This window comes from Streptomyces sp. NPDC029152, assembly GCF_055564355.1.
Window position 1 is genome coordinate 150,096 of sequence record NZ_JBVHWR010000005.1, and the last position, 25,176, is coordinate 175,271.

The 25,176-nt window shown below is 72.1% G+C and carries 24 protein-coding genes; 12 read left to right on the top strand and 12 right to left on the bottom strand.

Features of this window, described 5'->3' with window-relative positions; all coding sequences use genetic code 11:
* The first annotated feature begins 257 nt into the window (after positions 1–257).
* From ACZ4V6_RS12920 to ACZ4V6_RS12935, 4 genes are all read left to right on the top strand, one after another.
* A complete protein-coding gene (locus tag ACZ4V6_RS12920) occupies positions 258–4,091 on the top strand; it encodes a multifunctional oxoglutarate decarboxylase/oxoglutarate dehydrogenase thiamine pyrophosphate-binding subunit/dihydrolipoyllysine-residue succinyltransferase subunit (protein WP_467825963.1) in 3,834 nt (1,277 codons plus the stop codon).
* 175 nt (positions 4,092–4,266) lie between these two features.
* A complete protein-coding gene (locus ACZ4V6_RS12925; protein ID WP_003961784.1) occupies positions 4,267–4,449 on the top strand; it encodes a DUF6104 family protein in 183 nt (60 codons plus the stop codon).
* A 449-nt stretch (positions 4,450–4,898) separates the two neighbouring features.
* The gene (locus tag ACZ4V6_RS12930; RefSeq protein ID WP_467825965.1) at positions 4,899–5,849 is read left to right on the top strand and encodes a DUF4097 family beta strand repeat-containing protein; all 951 of its coding nucleotides are present in this window, start codon (positions 4,899–4,901) and stop codon (positions 5,847–5,849) included.
* 1 nt (position 5,850) lies between these two features.
* Positions 5,851–6,906, top strand: a complete 1,056-nt coding sequence (locus ACZ4V6_RS12935) for a PadR family transcriptional regulator (protein ID WP_467825968.1) — start codon at positions 5,851–5,853, stop codon at positions 6,904–6,906.
* Between the two features lie 31 nt (positions 6,907–6,937).
* On the opposite strand, the gene ACZ4V6_RS12940 is transcribed toward ACZ4V6_RS12935, so the two are convergent.
* From ACZ4V6_RS12940 to ACZ4V6_RS12955, 4 genes are all read right to left on the bottom strand, one after another.
* A complete protein-coding gene (locus ACZ4V6_RS12940) occupies positions 6,938–7,498 on the bottom strand; it encodes a Clp protease N-terminal domain-containing protein (protein WP_467825970.1) in 561 nt (186 codons plus the stop codon).
* Positions 7,498–7,707, bottom strand: coding sequence for a helix-turn-helix domain-containing protein (locus tag ACZ4V6_RS12945; RefSeq protein ID WP_055417899.1), 210 nt, complete (start codon positions 7,705–7,707; stop codon positions 7,498–7,500). Before ACZ4V6_RS12945 ends, ACZ4V6_RS12940 begins: the two co-directional genes overlap by 1 nt.
* 119 nt (positions 7,708–7,826) lie before the next feature.
* Entirely contained in the window at positions 7,827–8,792 is a 966-nt protein-coding gene (locus tag ACZ4V6_RS12950) for a zinc-binding dehydrogenase (protein WP_467825973.1), read from the bottom strand.
* A 381-nt stretch (positions 8,793–9,173) separates the two neighbouring features.
* The gene (locus ACZ4V6_RS12955) at positions 9,174–10,403 is read right to left on the bottom strand and encodes an NAD(P)-dependent malic enzyme (RefSeq protein ID WP_467825975.1); all 1,230 of its coding nucleotides are present in this window, start codon (positions 10,401–10,403) and stop codon (positions 9,174–9,176) included.
* A gap of 620 nt (positions 10,404–11,023) precedes the next feature.
* On the opposite strand from ACZ4V6_RS12955, the gene ACZ4V6_RS12960 reads away from it, so the two are divergent.
* The 3 genes from ACZ4V6_RS12960 to ACZ4V6_RS12970 are packed head-to-tail and all read left to right on the top strand — an operon-like array spanning position 11,024 to position 13,719.
* The gene (locus ACZ4V6_RS12960; RefSeq protein ID WP_467825977.1) at positions 11,024–11,986 is read left to right on the top strand and encodes an ABC transporter substrate-binding protein; all 963 of its coding nucleotides are present in this window, start codon (positions 11,024–11,026) and stop codon (positions 11,984–11,986) included.
* Between the two features lie 27 nt (positions 11,987–12,013).
* Complete coding sequence (locus ACZ4V6_RS12965; RefSeq protein WP_467825978.1) at positions 12,014–12,961, top strand: amino acid ABC transporter permease; 948 nt, start codon at positions 12,014–12,016, stop codon at positions 12,959–12,961.
* The gene (locus tag ACZ4V6_RS12970) at positions 12,958–13,719 is read left to right on the top strand and encodes an amino acid ABC transporter ATP-binding protein (RefSeq protein ID WP_467825981.1); all 762 of its coding nucleotides are present in this window, start codon (positions 12,958–12,960) and stop codon (positions 13,717–13,719) included. The genes ACZ4V6_RS12965 and ACZ4V6_RS12970 overlap by 4 nt, the downstream gene beginning before the upstream one ends.
* Before the next feature lie 58 nt (positions 13,720–13,777).
* Here the strand turns inward: ACZ4V6_RS12970 and ACZ4V6_RS12975 are convergent, their stop codons facing one another.
* Complete coding sequence (locus tag ACZ4V6_RS12975) at positions 13,778–14,548, bottom strand: class I SAM-dependent methyltransferase (RefSeq protein WP_467825982.1); 771 nt, start codon at positions 14,546–14,548, stop codon at positions 13,778–13,780.
* 101 nt (positions 14,549–14,649) lie between these two features.
* Between ACZ4V6_RS12975 and ACZ4V6_RS12980 the strand changes: the two genes are divergently transcribed.
* Positions 14,650–15,279, top strand: a complete 630-nt coding sequence (locus ACZ4V6_RS12980) for a CGNR zinc finger domain-containing protein (protein WP_467825984.1) — start codon at positions 14,650–14,652, stop codon at positions 15,277–15,279.
* Here ACZ4V6_RS12980 and sodX read toward each other — a convergent pair.
* Entirely contained in the window at positions 15,183–15,617 is a 435-nt protein-coding gene (gene sodX / locus ACZ4V6_RS12985) for a nickel-type superoxide dismutase maturation protease (RefSeq protein WP_467825985.1), read from the bottom strand. The two genes, ACZ4V6_RS12980 and sodX, sit on opposite strands and share 97 nt — an antisense overlap.
* Positions 15,618–15,762: 145 nt before the next feature.
* Here sodX and sodN point away from each other — a divergent pair, with 145 nt between their 5' ends.
* Positions 15,763–16,158: a superoxide dismutase, Ni gene (sodN, locus tag ACZ4V6_RS12990; protein ID WP_356550353.1), complete on the top strand. Its 396-nt coding sequence runs from the start codon at positions 15,763–15,765 to the stop codon at positions 16,156–16,158.
* 392 nt (positions 16,159–16,550) lie between these two features.
* Here sodN and ACZ4V6_RS12995 read toward each other — a convergent pair whose 3' ends face one another.
* On the bottom strand, positions 16,551–17,105 hold the full coding sequence (locus ACZ4V6_RS12995) for a rhodanese-like domain-containing protein (protein ID WP_467825988.1): 555 nt from the start codon (positions 17,103–17,105) through the stop codon (positions 16,551–16,553).
* Positions 17,106–17,182: 77 nt separating this feature from the next.
* Between ACZ4V6_RS12995 and ACZ4V6_RS13000 the strand changes: the two genes are divergently transcribed.
* Positions 17,183–17,464 carry a metal-sensitive transcriptional regulator gene (locus ACZ4V6_RS13000; protein ID WP_277323089.1) on the top strand — a complete coding sequence of 94 codons (282 nt, stop codon included), beginning with the start codon at positions 17,183–17,185 and terminating at the stop codon, positions 17,462–17,464.
* Here ACZ4V6_RS13000 and ACZ4V6_RS13005 read toward each other — a convergent pair.
* The 4 genes from ACZ4V6_RS13005 to ACZ4V6_RS13020 form a co-directional block, all read right to left on the bottom strand.
* On the bottom strand, positions 17,355–17,783 hold the full coding sequence (locus tag ACZ4V6_RS13005; protein ID WP_467825991.1) for a hypothetical protein: 429 nt from the start codon (positions 17,781–17,783) through the stop codon (positions 17,355–17,357). The two genes, ACZ4V6_RS13000 and ACZ4V6_RS13005, sit on opposite strands and share 110 nt — an antisense overlap.
* A gap of 244 nt (positions 17,784–18,027) precedes the next feature.
* Complete coding sequence (locus ACZ4V6_RS13010) at positions 18,028–18,672, bottom strand: GNAT family N-acetyltransferase (RefSeq protein ID WP_467825993.1); 645 nt, start codon at positions 18,670–18,672, stop codon at positions 18,028–18,030.
* Between the two features lie 214 nt (positions 18,673–18,886).
* Positions 18,887–20,071, bottom strand: a complete 1,185-nt coding sequence (locus ACZ4V6_RS13015; protein ID WP_467825996.1) for a family 2 encapsulin nanocompartment cargo protein polyprenyl transferase — start codon at positions 20,069–20,071, stop codon at positions 18,887–18,889.
* A gap of 88 nt (positions 20,072–20,159) precedes the next feature.
* A complete protein-coding gene (locus ACZ4V6_RS13020; protein WP_467825998.1) occupies positions 20,160–21,566 on the bottom strand; it encodes a family 2B encapsulin nanocompartment shell protein in 1,407 nt (468 codons plus the stop codon).
* 300 nt (positions 21,567–21,866) lie between these two features.
* Between ACZ4V6_RS13020 and ACZ4V6_RS13025 the strand changes: the two genes are divergently transcribed.
* Both ACZ4V6_RS13025 and ACZ4V6_RS13030 read left to right on the top strand, forming a co-directional pair.
* On the top strand, positions 21,867–22,457 hold the full coding sequence (locus tag ACZ4V6_RS13025) for an N-acetylmuramoyl-L-alanine amidase (RefSeq protein ID WP_467826001.1): 591 nt from the start codon (positions 21,867–21,869) through the stop codon (positions 22,455–22,457).
* Positions 22,458–22,496: 39 nt separating this feature from the next.
* Positions 22,497–23,405, top strand: a complete 909-nt coding sequence (locus ACZ4V6_RS13030; RefSeq protein WP_467826004.1) for a 1-aminocyclopropane-1-carboxylate deaminase/D-cysteine desulfhydrase — start codon at positions 22,497–22,499, stop codon at positions 23,403–23,405.
* 121 nt (positions 23,406–23,526) lie between these two features.
* On the opposite strand, the gene ACZ4V6_RS13035 is transcribed toward ACZ4V6_RS13030, so the two are convergent.
* Positions 23,527–25,122, bottom strand: coding sequence for a Na+/H+ antiporter (locus tag ACZ4V6_RS13035; RefSeq protein WP_467826005.1), 1,596 nt, complete (start codon positions 25,120–25,122; stop codon positions 23,527–23,529).
* Between the last annotated feature and the right edge of the window lie 54 nt (positions 25,123–25,176).

A 25,176-nucleotide genomic window follows, 5' to 3' on the forward strand; every position in this document is an offset into this window, starting at 1 on the left:
AGATCCACGGGCGTTCGCACGGGCGGACACGTGTGATCAGGCACAGGCCCGCGACCTCTTCGCGCCGGGCCCCGGTCCCTCCTTCCCAAGCGCAACAGAACCTCGCTTGTTTCCCGCCATTTCCAGCGCCGAAACGCGCTCGGCAATGTGACTTGCGCGACGTTGAACGGGCCCGGTCTGACCTTCCGGTCCGGGGAGGCGTAGCCTTGATTCCCGCTGTCCACCACCTTGTGAAGCGGAAGAGGGCGGTTCTCGCCGTGTCGCCACAGTCCCCCAGTAACTCGAGCATCTCGACCGACACCGACCAAGCGGGCAAGAACCCCGCCGCGGCCTTCGGTGCCAACGAGTGGCTCGTCGACGAGATCTATCAGCAGTACCTCCAGGACCCGAACTCCGTGGATCGTGCCTGGTGGGACTTCTTCGCCGACTACAAGCCCGGGGCGCCCGCCGCCCAGGCCCCGTCCGGCCCCGCGACGACCACGGACACGAGCACGCCGCAGGCCGCCCCGGCGCCCCGGGCGCAGGCTCCCGCCCCGGCCGCTCCCGCGCAGCCCGCCCCGGCCCAGGCGCCGGCGGCCCCCCGGCCGGCCGCCGCCCCCGCGAAGCCGGCCGCCCAGCCCGCCGCCGCGGCCCCCGCCGCTCCGGCCGCGAAGCCCGCCGCCCAGCAGGCCGCGAAGCCGCAGGCGAAGGCCGAGCCCGCCAAGGAGACCGCCGCGTCCCCGGAGGGCCCCGAACTGGTGACCCTGCGCGGCCCGGCCGCCGCGGTCGCCAAGAACATGAACGCCTCCCTGGAGCTGCCCACGGCCACGTCCGTGCGCGCGGTCCCGGTGAAGCTGCTGTTCGACAACCGCATCGTCATCAACAACCACCTCAAGCGCGCCCGGGGCGGGAAGATCTCCTTCACGCACCTGATCGGCTACGCGATGGTGCAGGCCATCAAGGCCATGCCGGCGATGAACTACGCGTTCGGCGAGAAGGACGGCAAGCCGACGCTCGTCAAGCCGGCCCACGTCAACCTCGGCCTCGCCATCGACCTGGTCAAGCCCAACGGCGACCGCCAGCTGGTCGTCGCGGCGATCAAGAAGGCCGAGACCATGAACTTCTTCGAGTTCTGGCAGGCCTACGAGGACATCGTCCGCCGCGCCCGCGACGGCAAGCTGACGATGGACGACTTCACCGGCGTCACGGTCTCCCTGACCAACCCCGGCGGCCTCGGCACCGTGCACTCCGTGCCGCGCCTGATGCCCGGCCAGTCGGTGATCATGGGCGTCGGCTCCATGGACTACCCGGCGGAGTTCCAGGGCACCAGCCAGGACACCCTGAACAAGCTCGGCATCTCGAAGGTCATGACGCTCACGTCGACCTACGACCACCGGGTCATCCAGGGCGCCGCCTCCGGCGAGTTCCTGCGCCAGGTCGCCAACCTGCTCCTCGGCGAGAACGGCTTCTACGACGAGATCTTCGAGGCGCTGCGCATCCCCTACGAGCCGGTCCGCTGGCTCAAGGACATCGACGCCAGCCACGACGACGACGTCACCAAGGCCGCCCGCGTCTTCGAGCTGATCCACTCCTACCGGGTCCGCGGCCACGTCATGGCCGACACCGACCCGCTGGAGTACCAGCAGCGCAAGCACCCCGACCTGGACATCACCGAGCACGGGCTCACCCTGTGGGACCTGGAGCGCGAGTTCGCCGTCGGCGGCTTCGCCGGCAAGTCGATGATGAAGCTGCGCGACATCCTCGGCGTGCTGCGCGACTCGTACTGCCGCACCACCGGCATCGAGTTCATGCACATCCAGGACCCCAAGCAGCGCAAGTGGATCCAGGACCGCGTGGAGCGCCCGCACTCCAAGCCGGAGCGCGAGGAGCAGCTGCGCATCCTGCGCCGGCTGAACGCGGCGGAGGCCTTCGAGACCTTCCTGCAGACCAAGTACGTGGGCCAGAAGCGGTTCTCCCTGGAGGGCGGCGAGTCCGTCATCCCGCTGCTGGACGCCGTACTGGACTCGGCCGCCGAGTCCCGCCTGGACGAGGTCGTCATCGGCATGGCCCACCGCGGCCGGCTGAACGTGCTGGCCAACGTGGTCGGCAAGTCGTACGCGCAGATCTTCCGCGAGTTCGAGGGCAACCTCGACCCGAAGTCGATGCACGGCTCCGGCGACGTGAAGTACCACCTGGGCGCCGAGGGCACCTTCACCGGCCTGGACGGCGACCAGATCCGCGTCTCGCTGGTGGCCAACCCCTCGCACCTGGAGGCGGTGGACCCGGTCCTGGAGGGCGTCGCGCGCGCCAAGCAGGACATCGTCAACAAGGGCGGCACGGACTTCACCGTCCTGCCGGTGGCGATCCACGGCGACGCGGCCTTCGCGGGCCAGGGCGTGGTGGCCGAGACCCTGAACATGTCGCAGCTGCGGGGCTACCGCACCGGCGGCACGGTCCACATCGTCATCAACAACCAGGTCGGCTTCACCGCGGCCCCCGAGTCCTCGCGTTCCTCCATGTACGCGACGGACGTGGCCCGCATGATCGAGGCCCCGATCTTCCACGTGAACGGCGACGACCCGGAGGCCGTCGTGCGCGTCGCGCGCCTGGCCTTCGAGTTCCGCCAGGCGTTCAACAAGGACGTGGTGATCGACCTCATCTGCTACCGCCGCCGCGGTCACAACGAGTCCGACAACCCGGCCTTCACCCAGCCGCTGATGTACGACCTGATCGACCGCAAGCGCTCGGTGCGCAAGCTGTACACCGAGTCCCTGATCGGCCGCGGCGACATCACCCTGGAAGAGGCCGAGCAGGCGCTGCAGGACTACCAGGGCCAGCTGGAGAAGGTCTTCACCGAGGTCCGCGAGGCCACCTCGCAGCCCTCGGCCGCCGCGCCCTCCGACCCCCAGGCCGAGTTCCCGGTCTCCGTGAACACCGCGGTCTCCGCCGAGGTCGTCAAGCGGATCGCCGAGTCGCAGGTCAACATCCCCGACCACGTCACCGTCCACCCGCGCCTGCTGCCGCAGCTGCAGCGCCGGGCGGCGATGGTCGAGGACGGCACGATCGACTGGGGCATGGGCGAGACCCTCGCCGTCGGCTCCCTCCTGCTGGAGGGCGTGCCGGTGCGCCTGGCGGGCCAGGACTCGCAGCGCGGCACCTTCGGCCAGCGGCACGCGGTCATCATCGACCGCGAGACGGGCAACGAGTTCACGCCGCTGCTGTACCTGGCCGAGGACCAGGCCCGGTACAACGTCTACAACTCCCTGCTGTCCGAGTACGCGGCGATGGGCTTCGAGTACGGCTACTCGCTGGCCCGCCCCGAGGCCCTGGTCATGTGGGAGGCGCAGTTCGGCGACTTCGTCAACGGCGCGCAGACGGTCGTGGACGAGTTCATCTCGTCGGCGGAGCAGAAGTGGAACCAGACCTCCGGTGTGGTCCTCCTGCTCCCCCACGGCTACGAGGGCCAGGGCCCGGACCACTCCTCGGCCCGCCCGGAGCGCTTCCTCCAGCTGTGCGCGCAGAACAACATGACGGTCGCGATGCCGACGTCGCCGGCGAACTACTTCCACCTCCTGCGGTGGCAGGTGCACAACCCGCACCACAAGCCGCTGGTCGTCTTCACCCCGAAGTCGATGCTGCGCCTGAAGGCGGCGGCCTCGAAGGCGGAGGAGTTCACGACGGGCCGCTTCCAGCCGGTCATCGGCGACGACTCGGTCGAGGCGACCGCGGTCAAGAAGGTCGTCTTCTGCGCCGGCAAGGTCTACTACGACCTCGAAGCCGAGCGGAAGAAGCGCGGCGTGACGGACACGGCCATCATCCGCATCGAGCGCCTGTACCCGCTGCCGGGTGCCGAGCTCCAGGCGGAGATCGCCAAGTACCCGAACGCCGAGAAGTACCTGTGGGCCCAGGAGGAGCCGGCGAACCAGGGTGCCTGGCCGTTCATCGCGCTCAACCTGATCGACCACCTGGACCTGGCGGTCGGCGCCGACGTCCCGCACGGCGAGCGCCTGCGCCGCATCTCGCGCCCGCACAGCTCGTCCCCGGCCGTCGGTTCCGCCAAGCGGCACCAGGCCGAGCAGGAGCAGCTGGTGCGTGAGGTGTTCGAGGCCTGATCCCTCGGGCGGCTTGATGTGGAAGGGCCCGTCCCGCGTTCGCCGAACGCGGGACGGGCCCTTCCGCGTGCTCCCGCGCACGGCGGGACGGACGGCCGCCGGCCGCGCCTATCCTGGTACCGACACCCGACATCCGACCCGTTCGACCCAGTCGACCCATCCGACGGAGAGCACGTTGTACTTCACCGACCGCGGCATCGAGGAACTGGAGAAGCGGCGCGGCGAGGAAGAGGTCACCTTCGAGTGGCTCGCCGAGCAGCTGCGGACCTTCGTCGACCTCAACCCGGACTTCGAGGTGCCGGTGGAGCGGCTGGCGACGTGGCTGGCGCGGCTGGACGACGAGGACGAGGACGAGTAGCGGTCGACGAGCAGCCGGGGCCGGCACCGGGGGCGTCACCGGAAAGGCCCTCGGCGCCTTCGGGGCGTCTCTCCCCGGCGGGCGGGAGGCCCACCCGGGCGCGAAGCCCACGGAAAGAGCGACTCCCGCGCGTGAGGGGCGCGCGAGCAGGTCACGCGTGCGGGCACGGGCCACGCAGGATCCCGGCGCACGGGCGTGACCCAGCCGGCGGGCACGCCGCTCGACCGGCTCGGCGCGGCAGCGCGGCAACGCGGCAACGCGGCAACGCGGCAGAACACCTGACAGCGGACAAGGCACGGAGTGCCCTTCGGCATGCCCGCACACCGGGCCCGTGCCGGCCTCTCGGCGATCGCCGGTCACCGGAACGGGTGTCTTGACTTTCCCTACCCGCGATATATCGTGAATAGCGAGGAACGCGATATGGCGCGTTCGGTCAGGAGGTCTGCACCATGCCCGAGTGGTCCGTCGCGGAGCCCGGGAAGCTCACCTTCGACGAGTCCGTGCGCGAGCTCCGGGTGCGCATCGTCAACGGAACGGTGAACGTCGTGGGCACGGACGAGGGTTCCGCCCGCCTGGAGGTGTCCGAGATCGAGGGCCCGCCCCTGATCGTGACCCACCAGGACGGCACGCTCACGGTGGCCTACGAGGACCTGCCCTGGAAGGGCTTCCTCACCTGGCTCGACCGCAAGGGCTGGCGCCGCAGCGCGGTGGTCTCCCTGGCCGTCCCCGCCCGCACCCGCGTGGAGGTGGGCGTCGTGGGTGCCGCGGCCGTCGTCTCCGGCGTCGACGGCCGCACGGAGGTGAGGGGCGTCACCGGCGACACCACGCTGGTGGGCCTCGCGGGACCGGTGCGCGCGGACACGGTCTCGGGCAGCCTGGAGGCCCAGGCGCTCACCGGGGAGCTCCGCTTCAACTCCGTCTCCGGGGACCTGACCGTGGTGGAGGCCGGTGCCTCCGTCAAGGCGGACTCGGTGAGCGGTGCGATGATCGTCGACCTCGACCCGGCCGGCGGACCCACCGACATCAGCCTCACCAGCGTCTCGGGCGAGATCGCCATCCGGCTGCCCCAGCCGGCCGACGCCGAGGTGGAGGCGAACACCGCCGGCGGTACGCTCTCCAGCGCCTTCGAGGACCTCCGGGTGACCGGCCAGTGGGGCGCCAAGCGGATCACCGGCCGGCTCGGCGCGGGCAACGGCCGGCTCAAGGCCACGACGGTCTCCGGCTCGATCGCCCTGCTGCGCAGGCCGCAGGCGGAGGGGGCACCGTGGGAACCGGCGCCGGAGGACACCGGCCCGGCGGGCGGCCCGCAGGACGACCCGGGGGACGATTCCGCTCCCGGCCTGGACGACAGCGCCACCGGCGCCCCGGCCGACGGCACGACCGACAAGAAGGTGCTCTGACATGCCCCCCGTCTTCGCCCACGGCCGCCTCCGCCTGTACCTCCTGAAGCTGCTCGACGAGGCCCCGCGCCACGGCTACGAGGTCATCCGGCTCCTCGAGGAGCGCTTCCAGGGCCTCTACGCACCGTCGGCGGGCACGGTGTACCCGCGCCTGGCCAAGCTGGAGGCCGAGGGCCTGGTCACCCACACCACCGAGGGCGGCCGCAAGGTGTACGCCATCACCGACGCGGGCCGCGCCGAGCTGGCCGACCGCAGCGGCGAGCTGGCCGACCTGGAGCTGGAGATCCGTGACTCGGTCGCCGAGCTCGCGGCCGAGATCCGGGCCGACGTGCGCGGTGCGGCTGGTGACCTGCGCCGCGAGATGCGGGCGGCGGCCGGCGAGGCCCGCCGCGGCACCGGCACGGGTCCCCGGGCCGAAGGGGCCGAGGAGCCCGGCGACACCGCGGACCTCGGGGACAAGGAGGCTTGGCGCGCCGCCAGGGAGGAGATGCGCCGGGTCAAGCAGGAATGGAAGGAGCAGGCCCGCCGCGCCAAGGACGAGAGCCGCCGCGCCCGTGACGAGGCCCAGCGGGCCCGCCGCCAGGCCAAGGAGGCGCAGGAACGGGCCCGCGCCCAGGCCCAGGAGGAGGTGCAGCGCATCGCCCAGCGGGTCCAGGAGCAGATGCAGGACCACTTCTCGCGGGGCGACTGGCCGACGGGACTGCGCGAGGGCCTGGGCGAACTGGTCAAGGAGGTCGGCGAGTTCGGAAAGGACCTCGGCAGGGACTGGGGCTTCGGACGCACCGACGCCGGCGCGTCCGCCTCCCGGCCGGACCACTCCCGCACCCCCGAGGACTTCCCGGCGGGACATGCGCCGGCGTGGGCCCACGAGGACACCGCGGACTCCACCGGAGACCCGGCCCGCGACCTGGACCGGCTGCTGGACCGCTTCCGGGACGACATCCGCGACGCGGCCCGCGACCACGGCGTCACGGCCGACCAGCTCCGCGACGCCCGCCGCGAGCTGTCGACCGCGGCGGCCCGCATCGGGGCGCTGCTGCGGGACCCGAAGGTCTGAGCACAGGCGCGGGGGCGGGGGCCCGTCCGGATCAGGCGCAGGCCTCTCCCCCGCCGCCGAGCACCCTGGTCAGCGCCCCGTGGGTCACCCCGTGGTCGGCGAGCACCTCGGCGGGCACGCCGGGGCGGACGGTCAGGGCGAGGAGGAGGTGTTCGTCACCGATGTGCCGGTCACGCCGGGCGACGGCGATGCGCAGGGCCTTCTCCAGCACCTCCTTGGCGTCCCGGCCGAAGCCGCGCCGCCCGGACCGCCACCGCTCGCCCTTCCGGTCACCGGACATCGCGCCGACGCCGTGGGCTTCCTCCACCCGGGCGACGATCCGCGAGACGTCGATCCCGAGCCCGGCGAGCGCCTCGGTCTCGGCCTGCGACAGCCCTGCCCGCCGCCGCGCCTCCTCCAGGGCCCGGCGCACCGACTCCCTGCCCCCACCGGCCCCGAGCGCCGTCAGCGCGAACGAGGCGCGACCGCCCTCCCGGTCCAGCAGGGCGAGCAGCAGGTGCTCGGCGCCGACGGTCTGCGCCCGCGCCCGTTCGGCGTGCTCGACGGCCCCCTGGACCACGGCACGGGCATCCTTCGTGAACCGCTCGAACATCAATGCCTCCCGTACTTCTTGTGCACGGCCTGCCTGCTGACCCCGAGTTCCGTGGCGATCTCCTGCCACGACCAGCCCTGGTTGCGCGCGCTGCGCACCTGCACCGCCTCCAGCTGCTCCAGCAGCCGGCGCAGCGCGGCGACGGCCCGCAGCCCGACCCGTGGGTCCCGATCACCCGCACGTGCGGCGAGATCCGTAGCTTCGCTCATGCGGTCAACTTAGGTTGACATCACCGGCCTGTCAACCCTCGTTGACACAGCCTTCCGTCCGGGAAAACGGACGGCGGGCCCGGAGGACCGGACCCGCCGCGCACGGTCGTGGGGAGGGATCAGGACGCGCTGAGCACGATCTTGCCGAACAGCTCGCCGGACGCCATCCGCGCGAAGCCCTCCCGGGCCCGGTCCAGCGGGAGCACCTCGTCGATGACCGGACGGACACCGGTGGCGGCGCAGAAGGACAGGAGGTCCTCCAGTTCGTCCTTGGTGCCCATCGTGGAACCGACGACCTTGAGCTCCAGGAAGAAGATCCGGGTCAGTTCGGCGTGGGAGGGCCGGTCGCCGCTGGTGGCGCCGGAGATGACGAGCGTGCCCCCGGGCCGCAGCGACTTCACCGAGTGGGACCAGGTCGCGGCACCCACGGTCTCGATGACGGCGTCGACCCGCTGCGGCAGTCGCGCACCGGGCTCGACGGCCTCGACCGCGCCCAGCTCCAGGGCCCGCTTCCGTTTGGCCTCGTCCCGGCTGGTGGCGAAGACCCGCAGTCCCGCCGCCTTGCCGAGCACGATCGCGGCCGTGGCGACCCCGCCGCCGGCGCCCTGCACCAGCACCGAGTCACCGGGACGCACCCCGGCGTTGGTGAACAGCATCCGGTAGGCCGTCAGCCAGGCGGTGGGCAGGCAGGCGGCCTCCTCGAAGGAGAGTTCCTTCGGCTTCGGCAGGATGTTCCAGGTCGGCACGGCGACCTGCTCGGCGAACGTCCCCGGGTAACGCTCGGTGAGGATGGAGCGGGGCTCCCCGGGTCCGACCCCGTGGCCGGTCTGGCCGATCACGGAGTGCAGGACGACCTCGTTGCCGTCGGCGTCGACACCGGCGGCGTCGCAGCCGAGGATCATCGGCAGCCGGTCCTCCGGGAGGCCGACACCGCGCAGGGACCACAGGTCGTGGTGATTGAGGGAGGCGGCCCGGACGTCGACGACACTCCAGCCGGGGCGGGCCTCGGGGGCCGGACGCTCCCCCAGCTCCAGGCCGTTCAGCGGCTGGTCGCGGTCGATTCGGGCGGCGTAGGCAGCGAACATGACCTTGACGATAGGTTCCGCACCCGCCGTCCGAAACCGTCCGCCCCTGTGACACACACCCTCTTGCCACCAGACCACGAGACCACGCGAGCCGCGAGCCGCCGCCGTCACGGCCGCGGGCCGCCGTCCGGCGTACGCGGGCGCGGGCGCGGGCGGGTCGTGCCTCCCCCAGCGCCTGAACGGCCCGGGGGGTCCCCAGGGCCGGCACGGGTGGGCGCCGGGACACCCCCTCCGGGGGATGCACCCCGCGACGCCGGGCGGCACCCCCGCCCACGCCGGTCCCGTCCCGCCTCCGCGATGCCACGCCGCTCTTCGCCACCGTCCACGGCGAACGGCCCCGTCCGCCGGGACGAGGCCGTTCACCACATACGCGTCACACCGTCACCGGCGCGCGACACCCTCCGCACGGGCCGCCGCCGCCACCGCCGCCGTGACGGCCGGTGCGACGCGCTCGTCGAACGGGGACGGGATGACGTAGTCCGCCGCGAGGTCGTCGCCCACGACGGAGGCCAGCGCCTCCGCCGCCGCGAGCTTCATGCCCTCGGTGATCCGCGACGCCCGCACCTGCAGCGCGCCCGCGAAGATGCCCGGGAACGCCAGCACGTTGTTGATCTGGTTCGGGAAGTCCGACCGTCCCGTCGCCACGACCGCCGCGTACTTGTGCGCGACCTCCGGGTGCACCTCGGGGTTCGGGTTGGCCATCGCGAAGACGAAGGCGCCCTTCGCCATCGAGGCCACGGCCGTCTCCGGCACCGTACCGCCGGAGACGCCGATGAAGACGTCGGCGCCCGCGAGGGCCGCCTCCAGCGAGCCGGACAGTCCGGCCTTGTTGGTGAAGGAGGCCAGCTCCTGCTTCACCGGCGTCAGGTCGTCCCGGTCCGCCGAGACGACACCCTTGCGGTCGGCGACCGCGACGTCCCCGATGCCGGCCTCGACCAGCATCTTGGCGATGGCGACACCGGCCGCGCCCGCGCCCGAGATCACCGCCCGCAGCTCGCCCAGCGTCCGCCCGCTCAGCCGCGCCGCGTTCCGCAGCGCCGCCAGGGTCACGACCGCCGTGCCGTGCTGGTCGTCGTGGAAGATCGGGATGTCCAGCCGCTCCTGGAGCTTGCGCTCGATCTCGAAGCACCGCGGCGCCGAGATGTCCTCCAGGTTGACTCCGCCGAACGAGGGCGCGAGGCGCACCACCGTCTCGACGATCTCGTCGGCGTCCGTGCAGTCCAGCGCGATCGGGACCGCGTCCACGCCGCCGAACTGCTTGAAAAGGATCGCCTTCCCTTCCATCACCGGAAGGGAGGCCTCGGGCCCGATGTCCCCGAGTCCCAGAACCGCCGTACCGTCCGTCACGACCGCCACGACCGACGACTTCCACGTGTAGTCGTGCACGAGGTCGGGCTGCTCGGCGATCGCGCTGCACACTTTCGCGACGCCGGGCGTGTACGCCAGGGACAGGTCGTCCTTGTCGCGGACCGGCACGGTGGCCTGCACGGCCATCTTGCCGCCGCGGTGCAGCGCGAACGCCGGGTCGAAGGAGTCGAGGGGTTCCGCCCCGGCCTCCCGGTCCGTACTGACGTCACTGTCGCTGCGAGGATTGACGATCTCCGCTGCCACTTTGTCTTACCCCTTAAGTGTTCATGGTTTGAGGGTTTGTCCACTCCTGGTGAGGAATGGGCGGGCACCGCACAGGAACACGAGCACGTTGGTGCGCATGGGCTCCTGCGCGACGGGCGCGCCGCACACGCGCCCTGAGCCCCTGATGAGGGGTGTAAAGAACCTTCTTACCCGACGGACGCCTCCCGCGACGAGTCCGGTAAGGGCGAGCTCACATGTCGGACGCCGCACGTCGCATGCCGGTGACATGACTCATAGCCGGGTATCCGGCCAACTTCCCGGTGGCTCTTGACAGTCCCGGAGGACGGCGCCTCGACGGAGGCGCGCACCCGCGAACCATGTCCGCATAACGAGAAATACCGAAGATCTTCCGGCTGGAAGGGTCGATTCCCGCAAAGGTTCGGTCGTGATGTACCGGCCTGGTGCAGTTCGGGGGGTCACCCGTTATCCGATTTTGACATGACGACTCCCCTGGATGGCCGAGTCCGAATGGCAAGATGCCGTAATCACACGAGGTCGCGACACTCGAAGGCGTGTTCTCGTCGACCCACGGCGCCTGCCGGTCCCCCGGCCGGCGTCCCGTCCCATCGGCAACTCCCTCATCCGCCGGAGGAACCACCATGACCGCACGTTCCACCCGTCGTACGACCGCCGCGCAGTCCCGGCCAGCAGCGGTCGGTGCGATCGCGGTCGCAGGCGCTCTGCTGCTCACCGGATGCGGCGACCAGACCGACAAGAAGGACTCCGGCAGCAGCGGCAACCAGTCAGCCGTGAGCGCCCCACTGGCCGATAGGCTGCCCCAGTCAATCCGCGACAAGGGCGTCATAAAGGTCGGTTCCGACATCGCCTACGCTCCGGTCGAGTTCAAGGACGGCTCCGGTGAGACCGTCGGGATCGACCCCGACCTCGCGGCCGCCATGGGCAAGCAGCTCGGCGTGACGTTCGAGTTCGAGAACGGCACCTTCGACACCCTGATCACCGGCCTGCGCTCCAAGCGCTACGACATCGCCATGTCCGCGATGACGGACACCAAGGACCGCCAGGAGGGCATCGACTCCGAGACCGGCAAGAAGGTCGGCCAGGGCGTCGACTTCGTGGACTACTTCACCGCCGGTGTCTCGATCTACACCAAGAAGGGCGACGACCGGGGCGTCAGGACCTGGGCCGACCTGTGCGGCAAGAAGCTCGTGGTGCAGCGGGGAACCGTCTCGGAGGACCTCGCCAAGGCCGAGAACGAGAAGTGCCCGGCCGGCAAGAAGATCGCCATGGAGCCCTTCGACAACGACCAGCAGGCCCAGACCCGCCTGCGCGCCGGCGGCGCCGACGCCGGTTCGTCCGACTTCCCGGTCGCGGCCTACGCGGTGAAGACCTCGGGCGGCGGCAACGACTTCCAGCTCGTCGGCGAGCAGGTCGAGGCCGCCCCGTACGGCATCGCGGTCGCCAAGGACAACACCCAGCTGCGCGACGCCCTGAAGGCGGCGCTGGACGCGGTCATCGCCAACGGCGAGTACAAAAAGATCATGGACAAGTGGGGCGTGGCGGAAGGCGCCGTCACGGAAGCCACCATCAACGGCGGCAAGTGAGCGTGCGGGCTCTGAAAGGCAACTTCCGTGACTGTTGACATCGACAAGACGGCGGGCGGCCCGGCCGGCACCCCGCCGGCCGGCCCGGAGGCCATCAAGGCCATCCCGGTCAGGCACTACGGGCGGTACGTCTCCGCGGTCGTGGTGATCGCGCTGCTGGCCGCGGTCGTGTACGCGTTCTCCCAGGGCAAGATCAACTGGGGTGCGATCCCTGACTACTTCTTCGACGACCGCGTCCTGACCGGCATGGGCAAGACGCTGCTGATCACCGTGCTGGCCATGCTGATCGGCGTCGTGGGCGGCATCCTGCTCGCCGTGATGCGGCTGTCGAAGAACCCGGTGACCTCGTCCATCGCGTGGTTCTACATCTGGTTCTTCCGCGGCACCCCCGTCCTGGTGCAGCTGGTCGTCTGGTTCAACCTGGGCCTGGTCTTCGAGTACATCAACCTGGGCCCGGTCTACCGCGACGAGTGGTCCGACTTCATGACGCCGTTCCTGACGGCGCTGCTCGGCCTCGGCCTCAACGAGGCCGCGTACATGGCGGAGATCTGCCGCGCCGGTCTGCTCGCGGTCGACGAGGGCCAGACGGAGGCGGCACACGCGCTCGGCATGAGCCAGGCCAGGACGCTGCGCCGGATCGTCATCCCGCAGGCGATGCGCGTGATCGTGCCGCCGACGGGCAACGAGGTCATCAACATGCTGAAGACGACCTCACTGGTGTCGGTCGTCCAGTACGCCGAGCTGTTCCGGGTCGCCCAGGACATCGGCCAGACCTCCGGGGCCCCGGCCGAGATGCTCTTCCTGGCCGCGGCCTGGTACCTGCTGCTGACCTCCGTCTTCAGCGTCGGCCAGTACTACCTGGAGCGCCACTACGCCCGCGGCTCCAGCCGTAGCCTGCCGGCGACCCCTTGGCAGAAGGTCAGGGCGAACCTGCTGTCCCTGTCGAACCGGTCCAAGGCTGGAGGTGCCGCATGACCGCCATGGTGAAGGCCGAGGGCGTCCACAAGTCCTTCGGTCCCGTCGAGGTCCTCAAGGGAATCGACCTGGAGGTCGAGTCGGGCGAGGTGTTCTGCCTCATCGGCCCCTCCGGCTCCGGCAAGTCCACCTTCCTCAGGTGCATCAACCACCTCGAGAAGATCAATGCCGGGCGCCTGTACGTCGACGGCGAGCTGGTCGGCTACCGCCAGAAGGGCGACAAGCTCTACGAGCTCAAGGACAGCGAGGTCGCCCTCAAGCGCCGGGACATCGGCATGGTCTTCCAGCGCTTCAACCTGTTCCCGCACATGACGGCCATGGAGAACGTCATGGAGGCGCCCGTCCAGGTCAAGGGCGTGAACAGGGGCCAGGCGCGGGAGCGCGCGATGCAGCTCCTGGAGCGCGTGGGCCTGGGCGACAAGGCCGGCAACTACCCCTCGCAGCTCTCCGGCGGCCAGCAGCAGCGCGTCGCCATCGCCCGGGCCCTCGCGATGGACCCGAAGCTGATGCTGTTCGACGAGCCGACCTCGGCACTGGACCCGGAGCTGGTCGGTGACGTCCTCGACGTCATGCGCGACCTCGCGGAGTCCGGCATGACGATGGTGGTGGTCACCCACGAGATGGGCTTCGCCCGCGAGGTGGGCGACAGCCTGGTCTTCATGGACGGCGGCGTGGTGGTCGAGTCGGGCAACCCGCGCGACGTGCTGACCGACCCGCAGCACGAACGGACCAAGTCGTTCCTGTCCAAGGTCCTCTGAGCGCACGCGCATGCCGAGGGGCGGTACGGGTCTCCGTGCCGCCCCTCGGCATGCGGTCCTACTTGAGGGCCAGCAGCAACGTGTCCGACGGGGAGCACCACACCGGCCGCACCTCGCCGAAGCCCTTCTCGCGCAGCACGCGCGCGTGCCAGGCCGCCGAGGGCGTCTCGCCGTCGGCGTGCTCGCCGTAGATCTCGAAGCGCCGGGCCGTGGGTTCGGCGAGGACGGGGTCCTTCGCGGCGAGCTGCCACCATTCGGCCCAGTCGAGGGCGCCGTCCCGTTTGGCCTCCTCCATGCGGGCGTGCCGCTGAGCGCGCTCGGCCGCGTTGATCCGGGGCGTGGTCTCGTCGATCATGTGGTCCGCGTTCATGAAGACACCGCCGTCGCGGACCAGCTCCGCGACCTGACCGTAGAGGGCGGCGAGGGGCTCGGCGTGGAACCAGTGCAGGGCCGTCGCGGTCAGGACGGCGTCGTAGGAGTCGTACGGCAGCTTCGCCGGCCAGTCGGGGTCCTTGAGGTCGGCGGCGACCAGGGAGACCCGGTCGTCGCCCGCGAAGGTGCCCCCGGCGACGGCGAGGAGTGCGGGGTCGAGGTCCACACCGGTGCTGACGGCGTCCGGGAAGCGGGCGAGCAGCCGGGCGGTGATGGTGCCGGTGCCGCAGGCGAGGTCGAGCACCCGCGGCGCGGGGCCGGTCAGCGCCTCGACCATGTCGAGCATGATCCGGAACCGTTCCTCGCGGTCCGGCATGTACCACTCCTGCTGCCGGTCCCAGCTCGTCTGCCAGGCGTTCCAGTCGGCACCGGTCGTGGTGATCTCCGCGTCCGTCATCGAGCCCCTCCGTCACGGCGGTGTACGTAATACCCTGTAGGCACGATCAGCTGTTACCCGACCGCAGGCACGACCCTAGAGCCCCTTCGTAAGGACTACAAGTGGAACTGGCCTATTACTCGGATTACGCCGTGCGTCTCGTCAACACCGAGGAACCGGCGCGGGGGCAGGACTCCCTGACCTCGGTCGAGGCCGTCCGCGAACTCTTCGGCGCCAACCAGTCGGCGGCCCGCCGGGCCACGGACTCGGACGTGACCCGGTTCCGCTCGGTCCGGGGACGGCTGCGCGCGGTCTTCGAGGCGGCCGACGAGGGCGACGAGACGCTCGCCGTGGACCTGCTCAACTCCCTGCTCCTGGAGTTCCCGGTGAGTCCGCAGATCTCCGGCCACGACCACCGCGACGACGACGGCCGCCCCCTGTGGCACATGCACCTGGCGGACCACCCGTCCAACGTGACCGCGGGTTTCGCCGCCATCGCCGCGATGGGCCTGGCGTTCCACCTCACCGAGTACGGCGTGGACCGCCTGGGCCTGTGCGAGGCGTCCCCCTGCCGCAACGCCTACCTGGACACCTCCACCAACCGCTCCCGGCGCTACTGCTCCGACCGCTGCGCCACCCGCGCCAACGTGGCGGCCTACCGCGCCCGCAAACGCCTGGAGGCGGACCGGTCGGACAGCACCGGCCTCAGCGCCGAGACGGCCCAGCGGGCCACGGCGAGCGGCGAGCGCTGAGCGGACCGCCGCGGCCGGTAGCGGAACCTCACCCTGCCCAGCACGAGGTCCTCGGGGACCACCCCGTAGTCGGTGCTGTCGCCGCCGGCGAAGGCGTTGTCCCCGAGCACCCACCAGCCGGCCCCGCGCCGTTCCACCGCCCTCTTGACGACCAGCAGGTCCTGCTGGAAGGGGTGCCGCAGCACGACCACGTCACCAGGCCTGACCCTGGCCCCCCAGTGCACGAGGAGCACGTCCCCGTGGTGCAGCGTGGGCACCATCGACGGCCCGGTCACCTCGGCCGGCCCGAACGGCAGCGGCCCTCTCGCCCGCTCGGTCTCCTGCGACAGCTCCGGCATCACCCGGCACCTCCCCGGTCATTCCTCCACCAGTCCCAGTCTCACCCCGGACTTTTGTCCTAAGCCCACGGGGGCACTCGCGAAAACGGGCTCCTCAGGGAGTAATGTCCCCCCTGAGAAGACGATCACGAGGAAGGAACGCTCCATGCTTTCCCGCCTGTTTGCCCCCAAGGTCACGGTCAGCGCCCACTGCGACCTGCCCTGCGGCGTGTACGACCCGGCCCAGGCCCGCATCGAGGCGGAGTCGGTGAAGGCCGTCCAGGAAAAGATGGCCGGCAACGACGACCCGCACTTCCAGGCGCGTGCCACGGTCATCAAGGAGCAGCGCGCCGAGCTCGCCAAGCACCACGTCTCCGTGCTGTGGAGCGACTACTTCAAGGCCCCGCACTTCGAGAAGTACCCGGAGCTGCACCAGCTGGTCAACGACACCCTGAAGGCCCTGTCGGCCGCCAAGGCGTCGACCGACCCGGCCACCGGCCAGAAGGCGCTGGACTACATCGCCCAGATCGACAAGATCTTCTGGGAGACCAAGAAGGCTTGATCTTCGATCATGCCGTTTGACCTGCGGTTCCTTTGGTCGCATGGTCTTCCGGTCCGCACCCGGTCCGCGCGGTCCGCCGAACTCGGCGTCCCTGGCGGGCCGGGTGCGGTCTTCTTCGCCCGGCCGCCCCGTTCCCCTCCGCCCGGAGGGACCGCGCGAGCGCGGCGGTTCCGCCGCGTCTTTGGGCGGCGGTGGCCGAGGACCCGCCCCCTTCCGCCGTGAGCAGCCGCTCCTTCGAGGGGCGCGCGGGCCGACGTACCGGCCGGTGCCCGTGCTCGCCGCGGCCTCATCGAGCCGGCACCCTCCACCCCGCTCCGACCGCGTGCGCCGAGGCGGCCTTGACGCCCGCCTGTCACGGCCGGGGTTCGTCGGGGCACCGCGCGGTGGTGGCGTCAGCCGGTCAGGCCGGCGAGGGTGGCCTCCAGGTCCGCCGTCTCGGGCCGGTCGTGGGGGAGCCTGGCCATGCCGCAGGTGTGGGTGAGGGCCGAGAAGACCAGGCCGCCGGCGACGCCCGCGGAGAGCCGGCGGGCCGCGTTCCGGGGTCGTCCGGCGATCAGGCCGGTCAGGACGGGGGACCCGGCGGTGAGGCGGACCTGGCGGTCCATGGCCCAGGACGTACGGGGGCCGGCGGGTCGGTGGGTGTCGCGGCCGGACCGCGTCCAGGCGGTGGTGCCGCCGGCGAGGGTGGCCGCGGTGACGTCCCGGTCGGCCAGGCGCCGGCAGGCGTCCGCGGAACGGGCGCCGGAGGCGCACACGACGAGGAGGTCGCTGCGGCCGGCGGCGGCCCTCAGGGCGGGCGGGACGGCATCGAGGTGGTCGAGGGGGACGTCGTGGGCACCGGGCAGGTGGCCGGAGGCGTATCCGCCGGGGGATCGCACGTCGATGACGGTCAGCTCGTGCAGGCGGGTGTCGGCCTGGCCGGCGGTGAGGGCGGTGGTGGGGGCCACGGGGACTTTCCTCTGCTTCGTTCGCGTTCCCTCCTCCGATAAGATACCCGAGGGGGTATCACGAAGGAGCGTGGGTTGTGGAACTGGCGATGGCGGCCGAGGAATTGAAGACGGTGGTCAACCGGCTGCGCCGGGCGCAGGGCCAGATCGCCGGCGTGATCAAGATGATCGAGGAGGGGCGTGACTGCGAGGACGTGGTCACGCAGCTGGCGGCGGCCTCCCGGGCCCTGGACAGGGCGGGCTTCGCGATCATCGCCACCGGCCTGCAGCACTGCCTGACCGATGCGGACATGGCCGCCTCCGGCGACCGGGAGCAGATGCGCGCCCGGCTGGAGAAGCTGTTCCTGTCCCTGGCCTGAGCCGGGGCGCCGCGTCCCCGTCATCCGTCCGGTCTCGTCGGGCGAGGGCGTCGATCAGCGTGAAGGCGGCCGCGGCCGGCAGCACGACGGCGAAGGCGCGCCGCAGCAGGGTGCCGGTGACCCCGGCGGCCGGGCGTCCGCCGTCCCGGGCGCCCGGGATCGCCGCCCGGTGAAGGGGCCGGCCACCGTCCGGTCGATACCGGCGGTGGCGCCGCGGGTGGCCGGGGAGGGCCGGCGAGTTCGCCGAGATGGCCGGCAGGCTGGCGCCGACGGCGGCCCGCGTCTCGAACGCCGGCACGGTGACCAGGGCCGGGACCACGAGGAAGCCGCCGCCGACACCGAGCGGACCGGTCGGCGCGTCCGGCCCCGCGCCGGCGGCCGGCGGCTCTGGCCCGCCTCGCCGGCCGCCGGGCCGGTGGCGGTGCGGCCGGGGCGCAGCATCCTGACGGCGGCGAGTGCCGCGACGGCCGGGACCGCGGTGGACGTCCTGAGCGGCGCACCGCCCGCGGTGGACGTCCCGGACGGGCCGGTGGAACGGATCGCGGCGACGGTGGTGCCGGAGCCTAGGACGGCAGGACCGGGTGCGCCTCCTGCCGCGGCTCGCGCCACATGGGCCACATCCGGGGGCCGTCCGGCAGGTCCAGGGCGCGGCCGGTGAACTCGAAGCCGAGGCGTTCGTACAGCCCCCGGCTGCGGGCGCTGCTCGCCTCCAGGTAGGCCGGCAGCCCCTCACGGTCGCAGCGGTCGAGGACCGACTCGATGAGCGCGGTTCCCAGCCCCTCGCCCTGCCGCCCCGGAGCCACGCCGATCATCCACAGGTAGGCGTGGGCGCGGCCGGAGGGGTGGATGTCCTCCGTCAGCCTGGCTATCCGCTCGACGCGCTCGTTGTCCGGGTCCACCGCCTCGCGTACCTGGGCGGGGCCGTCGGCGCCCCCGTCGCCCTCCTCGTCGCCGGCACGGCCGTCGTGCCCGCCCCCGGGCACGGACAGCCACAGCGCGCAGGCCGCGCCGTCCTCGGTGATGTCGATCCACCCGTCCGCGAGTACGGCGTCGGTGAAGGCGGCCATGAGCCGGTGGTGGGTCCTGCGGCGGTACTCCTCCCCGGGGAAGATCCAGCCGCTCACCGGGTCGTCCCGGAACGCCTCGTCCAGCAGCCGCACGACCAGCTCCCGGTCGCCCTCCCCCGCCGTCCGGATCGCCACACCCATGTTCCGCCCGCCCCCTTCACCCCAACAACGCCCGCGCGTACGGGGGTTGAGCCTAGACACCTGCTCCGCGCGGTACGTCTGCGGGGTGGCGGGCCCCGCACACCGTGGGGAAGTGCGGGGCCCGCCGGACCGGAGCCCTCGGCGGTGCGGCCGTACGGCGGTCAGGTGCCGAACGGCCCTGTACGGGCTCCGGGGTCCTGCTCGGCCGTGGCCGTCAGGTGCTGCGCCGGGTCACGAACTCGGCCAGCGCGAGCAGGCCGCCCGCCGCCTCCGGCTCGGGCACCGCACGGGCGAGCTCCTGCACGGCCCGCGCCATCCGGTCGGCCGCCTGGACCTGCGCCCAGTCCCGGCCGCCCGCCCGCTCCACGGCCAGCGCCGTGCGTTCCAGGTCCTCCTCGTCCTCCGCGTACGGTTCCGCGTACAGCTCGGCGAGGGCGGCGGCCTCCGGGGTGCCGGCGGCGAGGGCGGCGACCACGGGCAGCGACTTCTTGCGGGCGGCCAGGTCCGCACCGGCCGGTTTCCCGGTGCGGCCCGGGTCGCCCCATATGCCGATGACGTCATCGATGAGCTGGAAGGCCAGGCCGGCCTCGCGGCCGAAGGCGTCCAGCGCCTGGACGTCCTCGTCGGGCGCGCCGGCGTACAGCGCGCCCAGCGCGCAGGCGCATCCCAGCAGCGCGCCGGTCTTGGCCTCGGCCATCGCGAGCGTCTCGGCGAGGGTGACCTCGTCGGGGCGGCGCCGTTCCATGGCGGTGTCCGCCTGCTGCCCCTCGCACAGCTCGATGACGCAGTCCGCCAGCCGGGCGGCCGCCGCGGCGGCCGCCGGATGCGGGTCCGCCGCGAGCAGTCGCAGGGCCAGCGCCTGCAGGGCGTCCCCCGCGAGGATCGCGTCGGCGTCGCCGAACACGGTCCAGGCGGTCGGCCGGTGGCGTCGGGTGACGTCCCGGTCCATCACGTCGTCGTGCAGCAGTGTGAAGTTGTGGACCAGCTCCACCGCCGCCGCCGCCCGCACCGCCGCCGCCCGGGCCCCCTCCCCGCCGAGCGCGGCGGCCGACGTGAGAACGAGGGCGGGGCGGATCGCCTTGCCCGCGTTCCCGGAGGCGGGTGTGCCGTCCGCGTGCTGCCAGCCGAAGTGGTAGAGCGCGACCCGGCGCATGGCGGTGGGGAGCGACGCGAGGGCGGACCGCAGTTCGGGGTCGACCGAGGCCCGCGACCGGCGCAGGAGCTCCACCGCCTCGTGCCCGTCGGACACCGTGTCCTCGGGGCCGCCGGACACCGCCGGCCCCGGCCCCGCGGGAGCCGCCCCCGGCTCCTGGGAGCGCTGCCCGCCGATGGTCCCGTGCCGTTCCAGAGTCCTGGTGGGACGGGGCGCCTCGGCGGCGCCGTGCGCTGCCTCCGTCATCGGCTCACCTCCCCCATGCGTCCGCCTCCGTACCCCGGGGGGTGTACCCGCCCGGGCGGGCGGGAACACGGCGTTCGGGAGACAGGCGTCACCGCCAGCGGCCGATCTCGACGTTCTCCAGGACGCCGAGCGCATCGGGCACGAGGACCGCGGCCGAGTAGTAGGCCGTGACCAGGTACTTGATGATGGCCTGTTCGTTGATGCCCATGAACCGCACCGACAGGCTCGGCTCGATCTCGTCCGGGATGCCGGTGGCCCGCAGGCCGATGACCCCCTGGTCCGCCTCGCCGGTACGCATCGCGATGATCGAGGTCGTGCGGGCCTCGGTGACCGGGATCTTGTTGCAGGGGTAGATGGGCACCCCGCGCCAGGTGGGGATGCGGTTGCCGGCGATGTCGATCGTCTCGGGGACCAGGCCCCGCTTGTTGAGCTCACGTCCGATGGCGGCGATCGCCCGGGGGTGGGCGAGGAGCAGCTTGGTGCCACGCCGACGGCTGAGCAGCTCGTCCAGATCGTCCGGACCGGGCACGCCGTCGTGGGGCTGGAGCCGCTGGTCGTACTCGCAGTTGTGCAGCAGCCCGAACTCGCGGTTGTTGATCAGTTCGTGCTCCTGGCGCTCCTTCAGCGCCTCCACCGTCAGCCGGATCTGCTGCTCCGTCTGGTTCATCGGCTGGTTGTAGAGGTCGGCCACGCGCGAGTGGATGCGCAGCACGGTCTGGGCGACGCTCAGTTCGTACTCACGGGGACGCGCCTCGTAGTCGACGAAGGTGTGCGGGATGTCCGGCTCGCCGCGGTGGCCGGCGGCGAGGTCGATGGCCTTCTCGCCGTGCTTGTTGGTGCGCTGCTCGGGGATCGAGCGCTGCCGCTGGAGGTGCTCGCGCAGGGAGTCCGCGCGCTCCGCGATCCGCTCCACCTCCTGGCGGGGCAGCACGAGCACCGTGCAGGCGGTCACCGTGCGGGCGGTGTACTCCCAGATGGCGTCCCCGTCGAGCAGCGCCCGGTCGCCGAAGTAGGCGCCGTCGGCGAGGACTCCGAGGACCGCGTCGTCGCCGTACGGACCGGTGCCGATCTTCTCGACCTTGCCGTGCGCCAGCAGGTAGACCTCGTCGGCCTGACCGCCGAAGGAGGCGATCACCTCACCCGGGCCGAACTCCCGCTGCTCACAGCGCTGGGCGAGTTCCGACAGCACCTCCTCGTCCTCGTACGACCGCAGGGCCGGCAGCTCGCCCAGTTCCGCGGGGATGACCTCGACGCGGTCTCCGGTCTTCACGAACGTCACCCGGCCGTCGCCGACGGCGAAGGTCAGGCGCCGGTTCACGCGGTACGTGCCGCCTTGGACGTCCACCCAGGGAAGCGTGCGCAGCAGCCAGCGCGAGCTGATCTCCTGCATCTGGGGTACGGACTTGGTGGTGGTGGCCAGGTTCCGCGCGGCCGCCGTGCCGAGGCTCTGCTGCGGCCTGGTCTGCTCGGTGCGGACCTCTTCGCCTACCGACATAAGGAATTGCCCTCCCGGTCATGCCGGGCGCCTGCGCCCCGGCATCGATGTGCAGGGCTCAGCATTCATCACGCACCGTACCGGTGCTATTACACGAAAGAGCGGGAATGGAACCTGATCGGCCGGGGCAGAAAGAAGGGCTCGCCCGTCCGCGCGAGGCCGCGCCCCGCCGTCGCCCGGGATTGTCCGGATCGGCTCGCACACGGCCCGAACGAGTCGTAGGGGCGGCTCCGTTTCGGTACAAGCACCCTACGAGGCGGTCGCGCTCGGCGGTCGTCGCGCAGCGTGAAGGAGTCGGCCATGGCCTCACCCATGTCCGCGGGCAGTTTCCTCAAGGCCCTGAAGGCGGAGGGGCTCACCGTCGTCGAGGTCGGCGACTGGCGGCACCACAACCGCAACCACAAGGGTCCGTGGGGCCCCGTCCACGGCGTGATGATCCACCACACGGTCACCAAGGGCAGCGCGCGGACCGTCGAGATCTGCCGCAAGGGTTACGAGGGTCTGCCGGGGCCGCTGTGCCACGGGGTCGTCACCAAGGACGGCAAGGTCCACCTGGTCGGCTACGGCCGGGCCAACCACGCCGGGCTCGGCGACGACGACGTCCTGCGCGCGGTGATCGCGGAGAAGGCGCTGCCCCGGGACAACGAGGCGAACACCGACGGCAACCGGCACTTCTACGGCTTCGAGTGCGAGAACCTGGGCGACGGCGAGGACCCCTGGTCGGCGGCGCAGCTGGAGGCGATCGAGCGGGCCGCCGCCGCGGTCTGCCGCCACCACGGCTGGACGGAACGTTCCGTCATCGGCCACCTGGAGTGGCAGCCCGGGAAGGTGGACCCGCGGGGGTTCACGATGGCGTCGATGCGGGCGCGGATCCGGGACCGGCTGAAGTGACCGCGGACGCCGCGCGCGGAGCGGCGTGACAATGGCAGGGTGACCAGCGCCGACACGTCCGACCTCGCCGCCCTGCGCCCCCGGCTGCCCTCGCCGTTGCAGGAGGCCGTGGACGAGCGGTTCGAGCGGCGCGGGGTGCGGCTGCTGCTGAAGCGCGACGATCTGATCCATCCGGACCTGGTCGGCAACAAGTGGCGCAAACTCGCGCCGACTCTCGCCACGGCGCGCGGCCGTACCGTCGTCACCTTCGGGGGCGCGTACTCCAATCACCTGCGCGCCACCGCCGCCGCGGGCCGGCTGCTCGGGCTGCCCACGGTCGGCGTGGTGCGCGGCCACGAGCTGGCCGGCCGGCCGCTCAACCCCTCCCTGGCCCGGTGCGTGGCCGACGGCATGCGGCTGCACTTCGCCGACCGCTCGACGTACCGCCGCAAGACCGAGCCCGGGACCCTGGCGGCCCTGCTGCGGGCGGTCGGTGCCGAGGACGCGGTCGTCGTCCCCGAGGGCGGCAGCAACGCCGCGGCCGTCCGCGGCTGCCGGGCCCTCGGCGGGGAACTGGCCGGGCACGCCGACGTCGTCGCGCTCGCCTGCGGAACCGGCGGCACCCTCGCCGGGCTGGCCGCCGGACTCCCCCGAGGCCGGCGAGCGCTCGGGATACCGGTGCTCAAAGGAGGTTTCCTGGCCGACGAGGTACGCAGGCTCCAGCAGCGGGCGTTCGGCGGGCCTCGCGGCACCTGGAGCCTCGACGAGCGCTTCCACTGCGGCGGCTACGCCCGCGTCACGCCCGAGCTCGACTCGTTCGCCGAGGACTTCGAACGACGCCACGGCCTCCCCGTGGAGCGCGTCTACGTCGCCAAGATGCTGTACGGCCTGCTCGCACTGGCCGAGGAGGGCGCCTTCCCCCGGGGAACGACCCTCGCCGCGGTCGTCACCGGCCGCCCCTTCCCGTGACAGGCGTCCTCGCCCGGCACCCTCGAGGACCCGATCCGGGCCGACGGGCCGGGCCCGGCGCCGCCGCTCCCGCACGGCGCGGGCGACGGGCGCACCGTCTCGTCGGGGGCGGCCCGGCCCCCTACGCCGTCTCCCGGAACGCCGCCGCCTCCTCCAGGTCCAGGCGGCGCAGCAGCGTCCTCAGCATCTCGTCGTCGATGTACCGGCCGTCCCGCAGCCGGACGAACACCTCGCGCTCGGCGCTGATCATCTCCCGGGACAACCGCCGGTAGGTGTCGTCCACGCTCTCGCCGGTGACGGGGTTGGCCTGGCCGAGGCGTTCCCAGACGGCGTTGCGGCGGCGCTCCATGACCGTGCGCAGGCGGTCGGCCAGGGGCGCCGGCAGGGCGTTGCGCTCGTCGGCGAGCAGATCGTCCAGGCGCTGTTCGGCGACCCGGGAGGCCTGCGCCTGGGCGTTGGCCTCCGCGAGCGTCTCGGCCTGCACGTCGCGGGACGGGAACTTCAGCAGCCGGATCAGCGGGGGCAGGGTCACCCCCTGTACGACCAGCGTGCCGATGACCGTGGTGAAGGTCAGGAACAGGACGAGGTTGCGCTCGGGGAAGGGCGCGCCGCCGTGCACGGTGAGCGGGATGGAGAAGGCGATGGCCAGCGAGACCACGCCCCGCATGCCGGCCCAGCCGATCACGAACGGTCCCTTCCAGCCGGGGTCCTCCTCGCGCGCGCGGATGCGTGCCGACAGCAGCCGCGGCAGGAAGGCCGCCGGATACACCCACACGAACCGGGCTGCGGCGACGACCAGGAAGACGGCGAGCGCGTACCAGGCCGCGTCGAGGCCCTCGTACGCCCCGAGGCCCTTGAGGACGACGGGCAGTTGCAGTCCGATCAGGGCGAACACGGCCGACTCCAGGACGAAGGCGACCATCTTCCAGACCGCCTCCTCCTGGAGGCGGGTGGCGAAATCGACCTCCCACGCGCGGTGGCCGAGGTAGAGGGCGACGACCACCACCGCCAGCACCCCGGAGGCGTGCACCTGCTCGGCGGCCGCGTACGCGACGAAGGGGATCAGCAGGGAGAGCGTGTTCTGGAACAGGGCCTCCTTCACGTGCGTGCGCAGCCAGTGGATCGGCACCATCAGCACCAGCCCGACACCGACGCCGCCGACCGCGGCGAGCAGGAACTCGCCGATGCCGCCGGCCCAGGTGGCGCCCTCGCCGACCGCCGCCGCGAGGGCCACCTTGTAGGCGGTGATCGCGGTCGCGTCGTTCACCAGGGACTCGCCCTGGAGGATCGTGGTGATCCGGGACGGCAGTCCCACCCGGCGGGCGACCGCCGTGGCCGCGACGGCGTCCGGCGGCGCCACCACGGCGCCGAGCACCAGCGCGGCGGTCAGCGGCAGCCCCGGCACGATCAGATAGGCGGCGCAGCCGACGACGAAGGTGGCGAAGAGCACGTACCCCACCGACAGCAGCGCCACCGGCCGCAGCTGGGCCCGCAGGTCGAGGTAGGAGCTGTCGGTGGCCGCCGTGTAGAGCAGCGGGGGCAGGAGCAGGGGCAGGACGACGTGCGGGTCGAGGGTGTAGTCGGGCACCCCGGGGACGTAGCTGACCGCCAGCCCCGCCGCCACCAGCAGCAGCGGGGCCGGCACCGGGGTGCGCCGTCCCGCGGCGGCGATCGCGGCGCTGCCCGCCACCAGCAACAGCAGCGGCATCACGTCCATGGTTCTCGCCCACCCTTTTCTCCGCGCGGTCGGCCGCGCCCCCGTCGTAACCTG

Coding starts and splice junctions, on each gene's coding strand:
- sodN (WP_356550353.1), top strand. CDS start 15,763: ATGCTTTCCCGCCTGTTTGCCCCCAAGGTCACGGTCAGCGCCCACTGC.
- ACZ4V6_RS12975 (WP_467825982.1), bottom strand. CDS start 14,548: ATGACGGACGCGGAGATCACCACGACCGGTGCCGACTGGAACGCCTGG.
- ACZ4V6_RS12940 (WP_467825970.1), bottom strand. CDS start 7,498: ATGTTCGAGCGGTTCACGAAGGATGCCCGTGCCGTGGTCCAGGGGGCC.
- ACZ4V6_RS12950 (WP_467825973.1), bottom strand. CDS start 8,792: ATGTTCGCTGCCTACGCCGCCCGAATCGACCGCGACCAGCCGCTGAAC.
- ACZ4V6_RS12960 (WP_467825977.1), top strand. CDS start 11,024: ATGACCGCACGTTCCACCCGTCGTACGACCGCCGCGCAGTCCCGGCCA.
- ACZ4V6_RS12945 (WP_055417899.1), bottom strand. CDS start 7,707: ATGAGCGAAGCTACGGATCTCGCCGCACGTGCGGGTGATCGGGACCCA.
- ACZ4V6_RS13020 (WP_467825998.1), bottom strand. CDS start 21,566: ATGTCGGTAGGCGAAGAGGTCCGCACCGAGCAGACCAGGCCGCAGCAG.
- ACZ4V6_RS12930 (WP_467825965.1), top strand. CDS start 4,899: ATGCCCGAGTGGTCCGTCGCGGAGCCCGGGAAGCTCACCTTCGACGAG.
- ACZ4V6_RS13025 (WP_467826001.1), top strand. CDS start 21,867: ATGGCCTCACCCATGTCCGCGGGCAGTTTCCTCAAGGCCCTGAAGGCG.
- ACZ4V6_RS12935 (WP_467825968.1), top strand. CDS start 5,851: ATGCCCCCCGTCTTCGCCCACGGCCGCCTCCGCCTGTACCTCCTGAAG.
- ACZ4V6_RS13035 (WP_467826005.1), bottom strand. CDS start 25,122: ATGGACGTGATGCCGCTGCTGTTGCTGGTGGCGGGCAGCGCCGCGATC.
- ACZ4V6_RS13015 (WP_467825996.1), bottom strand. CDS start 20,071: ATGACGGAGGCAGCGCACGGCGCCGCCGAGGCGCCCCGTCCCACCAGG.
- ACZ4V6_RS12970 (WP_467825981.1), top strand. CDS start 12,958: ATGACCGCCATGGTGAAGGCCGAGGGCGTCCACAAGTCCTTCGGTCCC.
- ACZ4V6_RS13010 (WP_467825993.1), bottom strand. CDS start 18,672: ATGGGTGTGGCGATCCGGACGGCGGGGGAGGGCGACCGGGAGCTGGTC.
- sodX (WP_467825985.1), bottom strand. CDS start 15,617: ATGCCGGAGCTGTCGCAGGAGACCGAGCGGGCGAGAGGGCCGCTGCCG.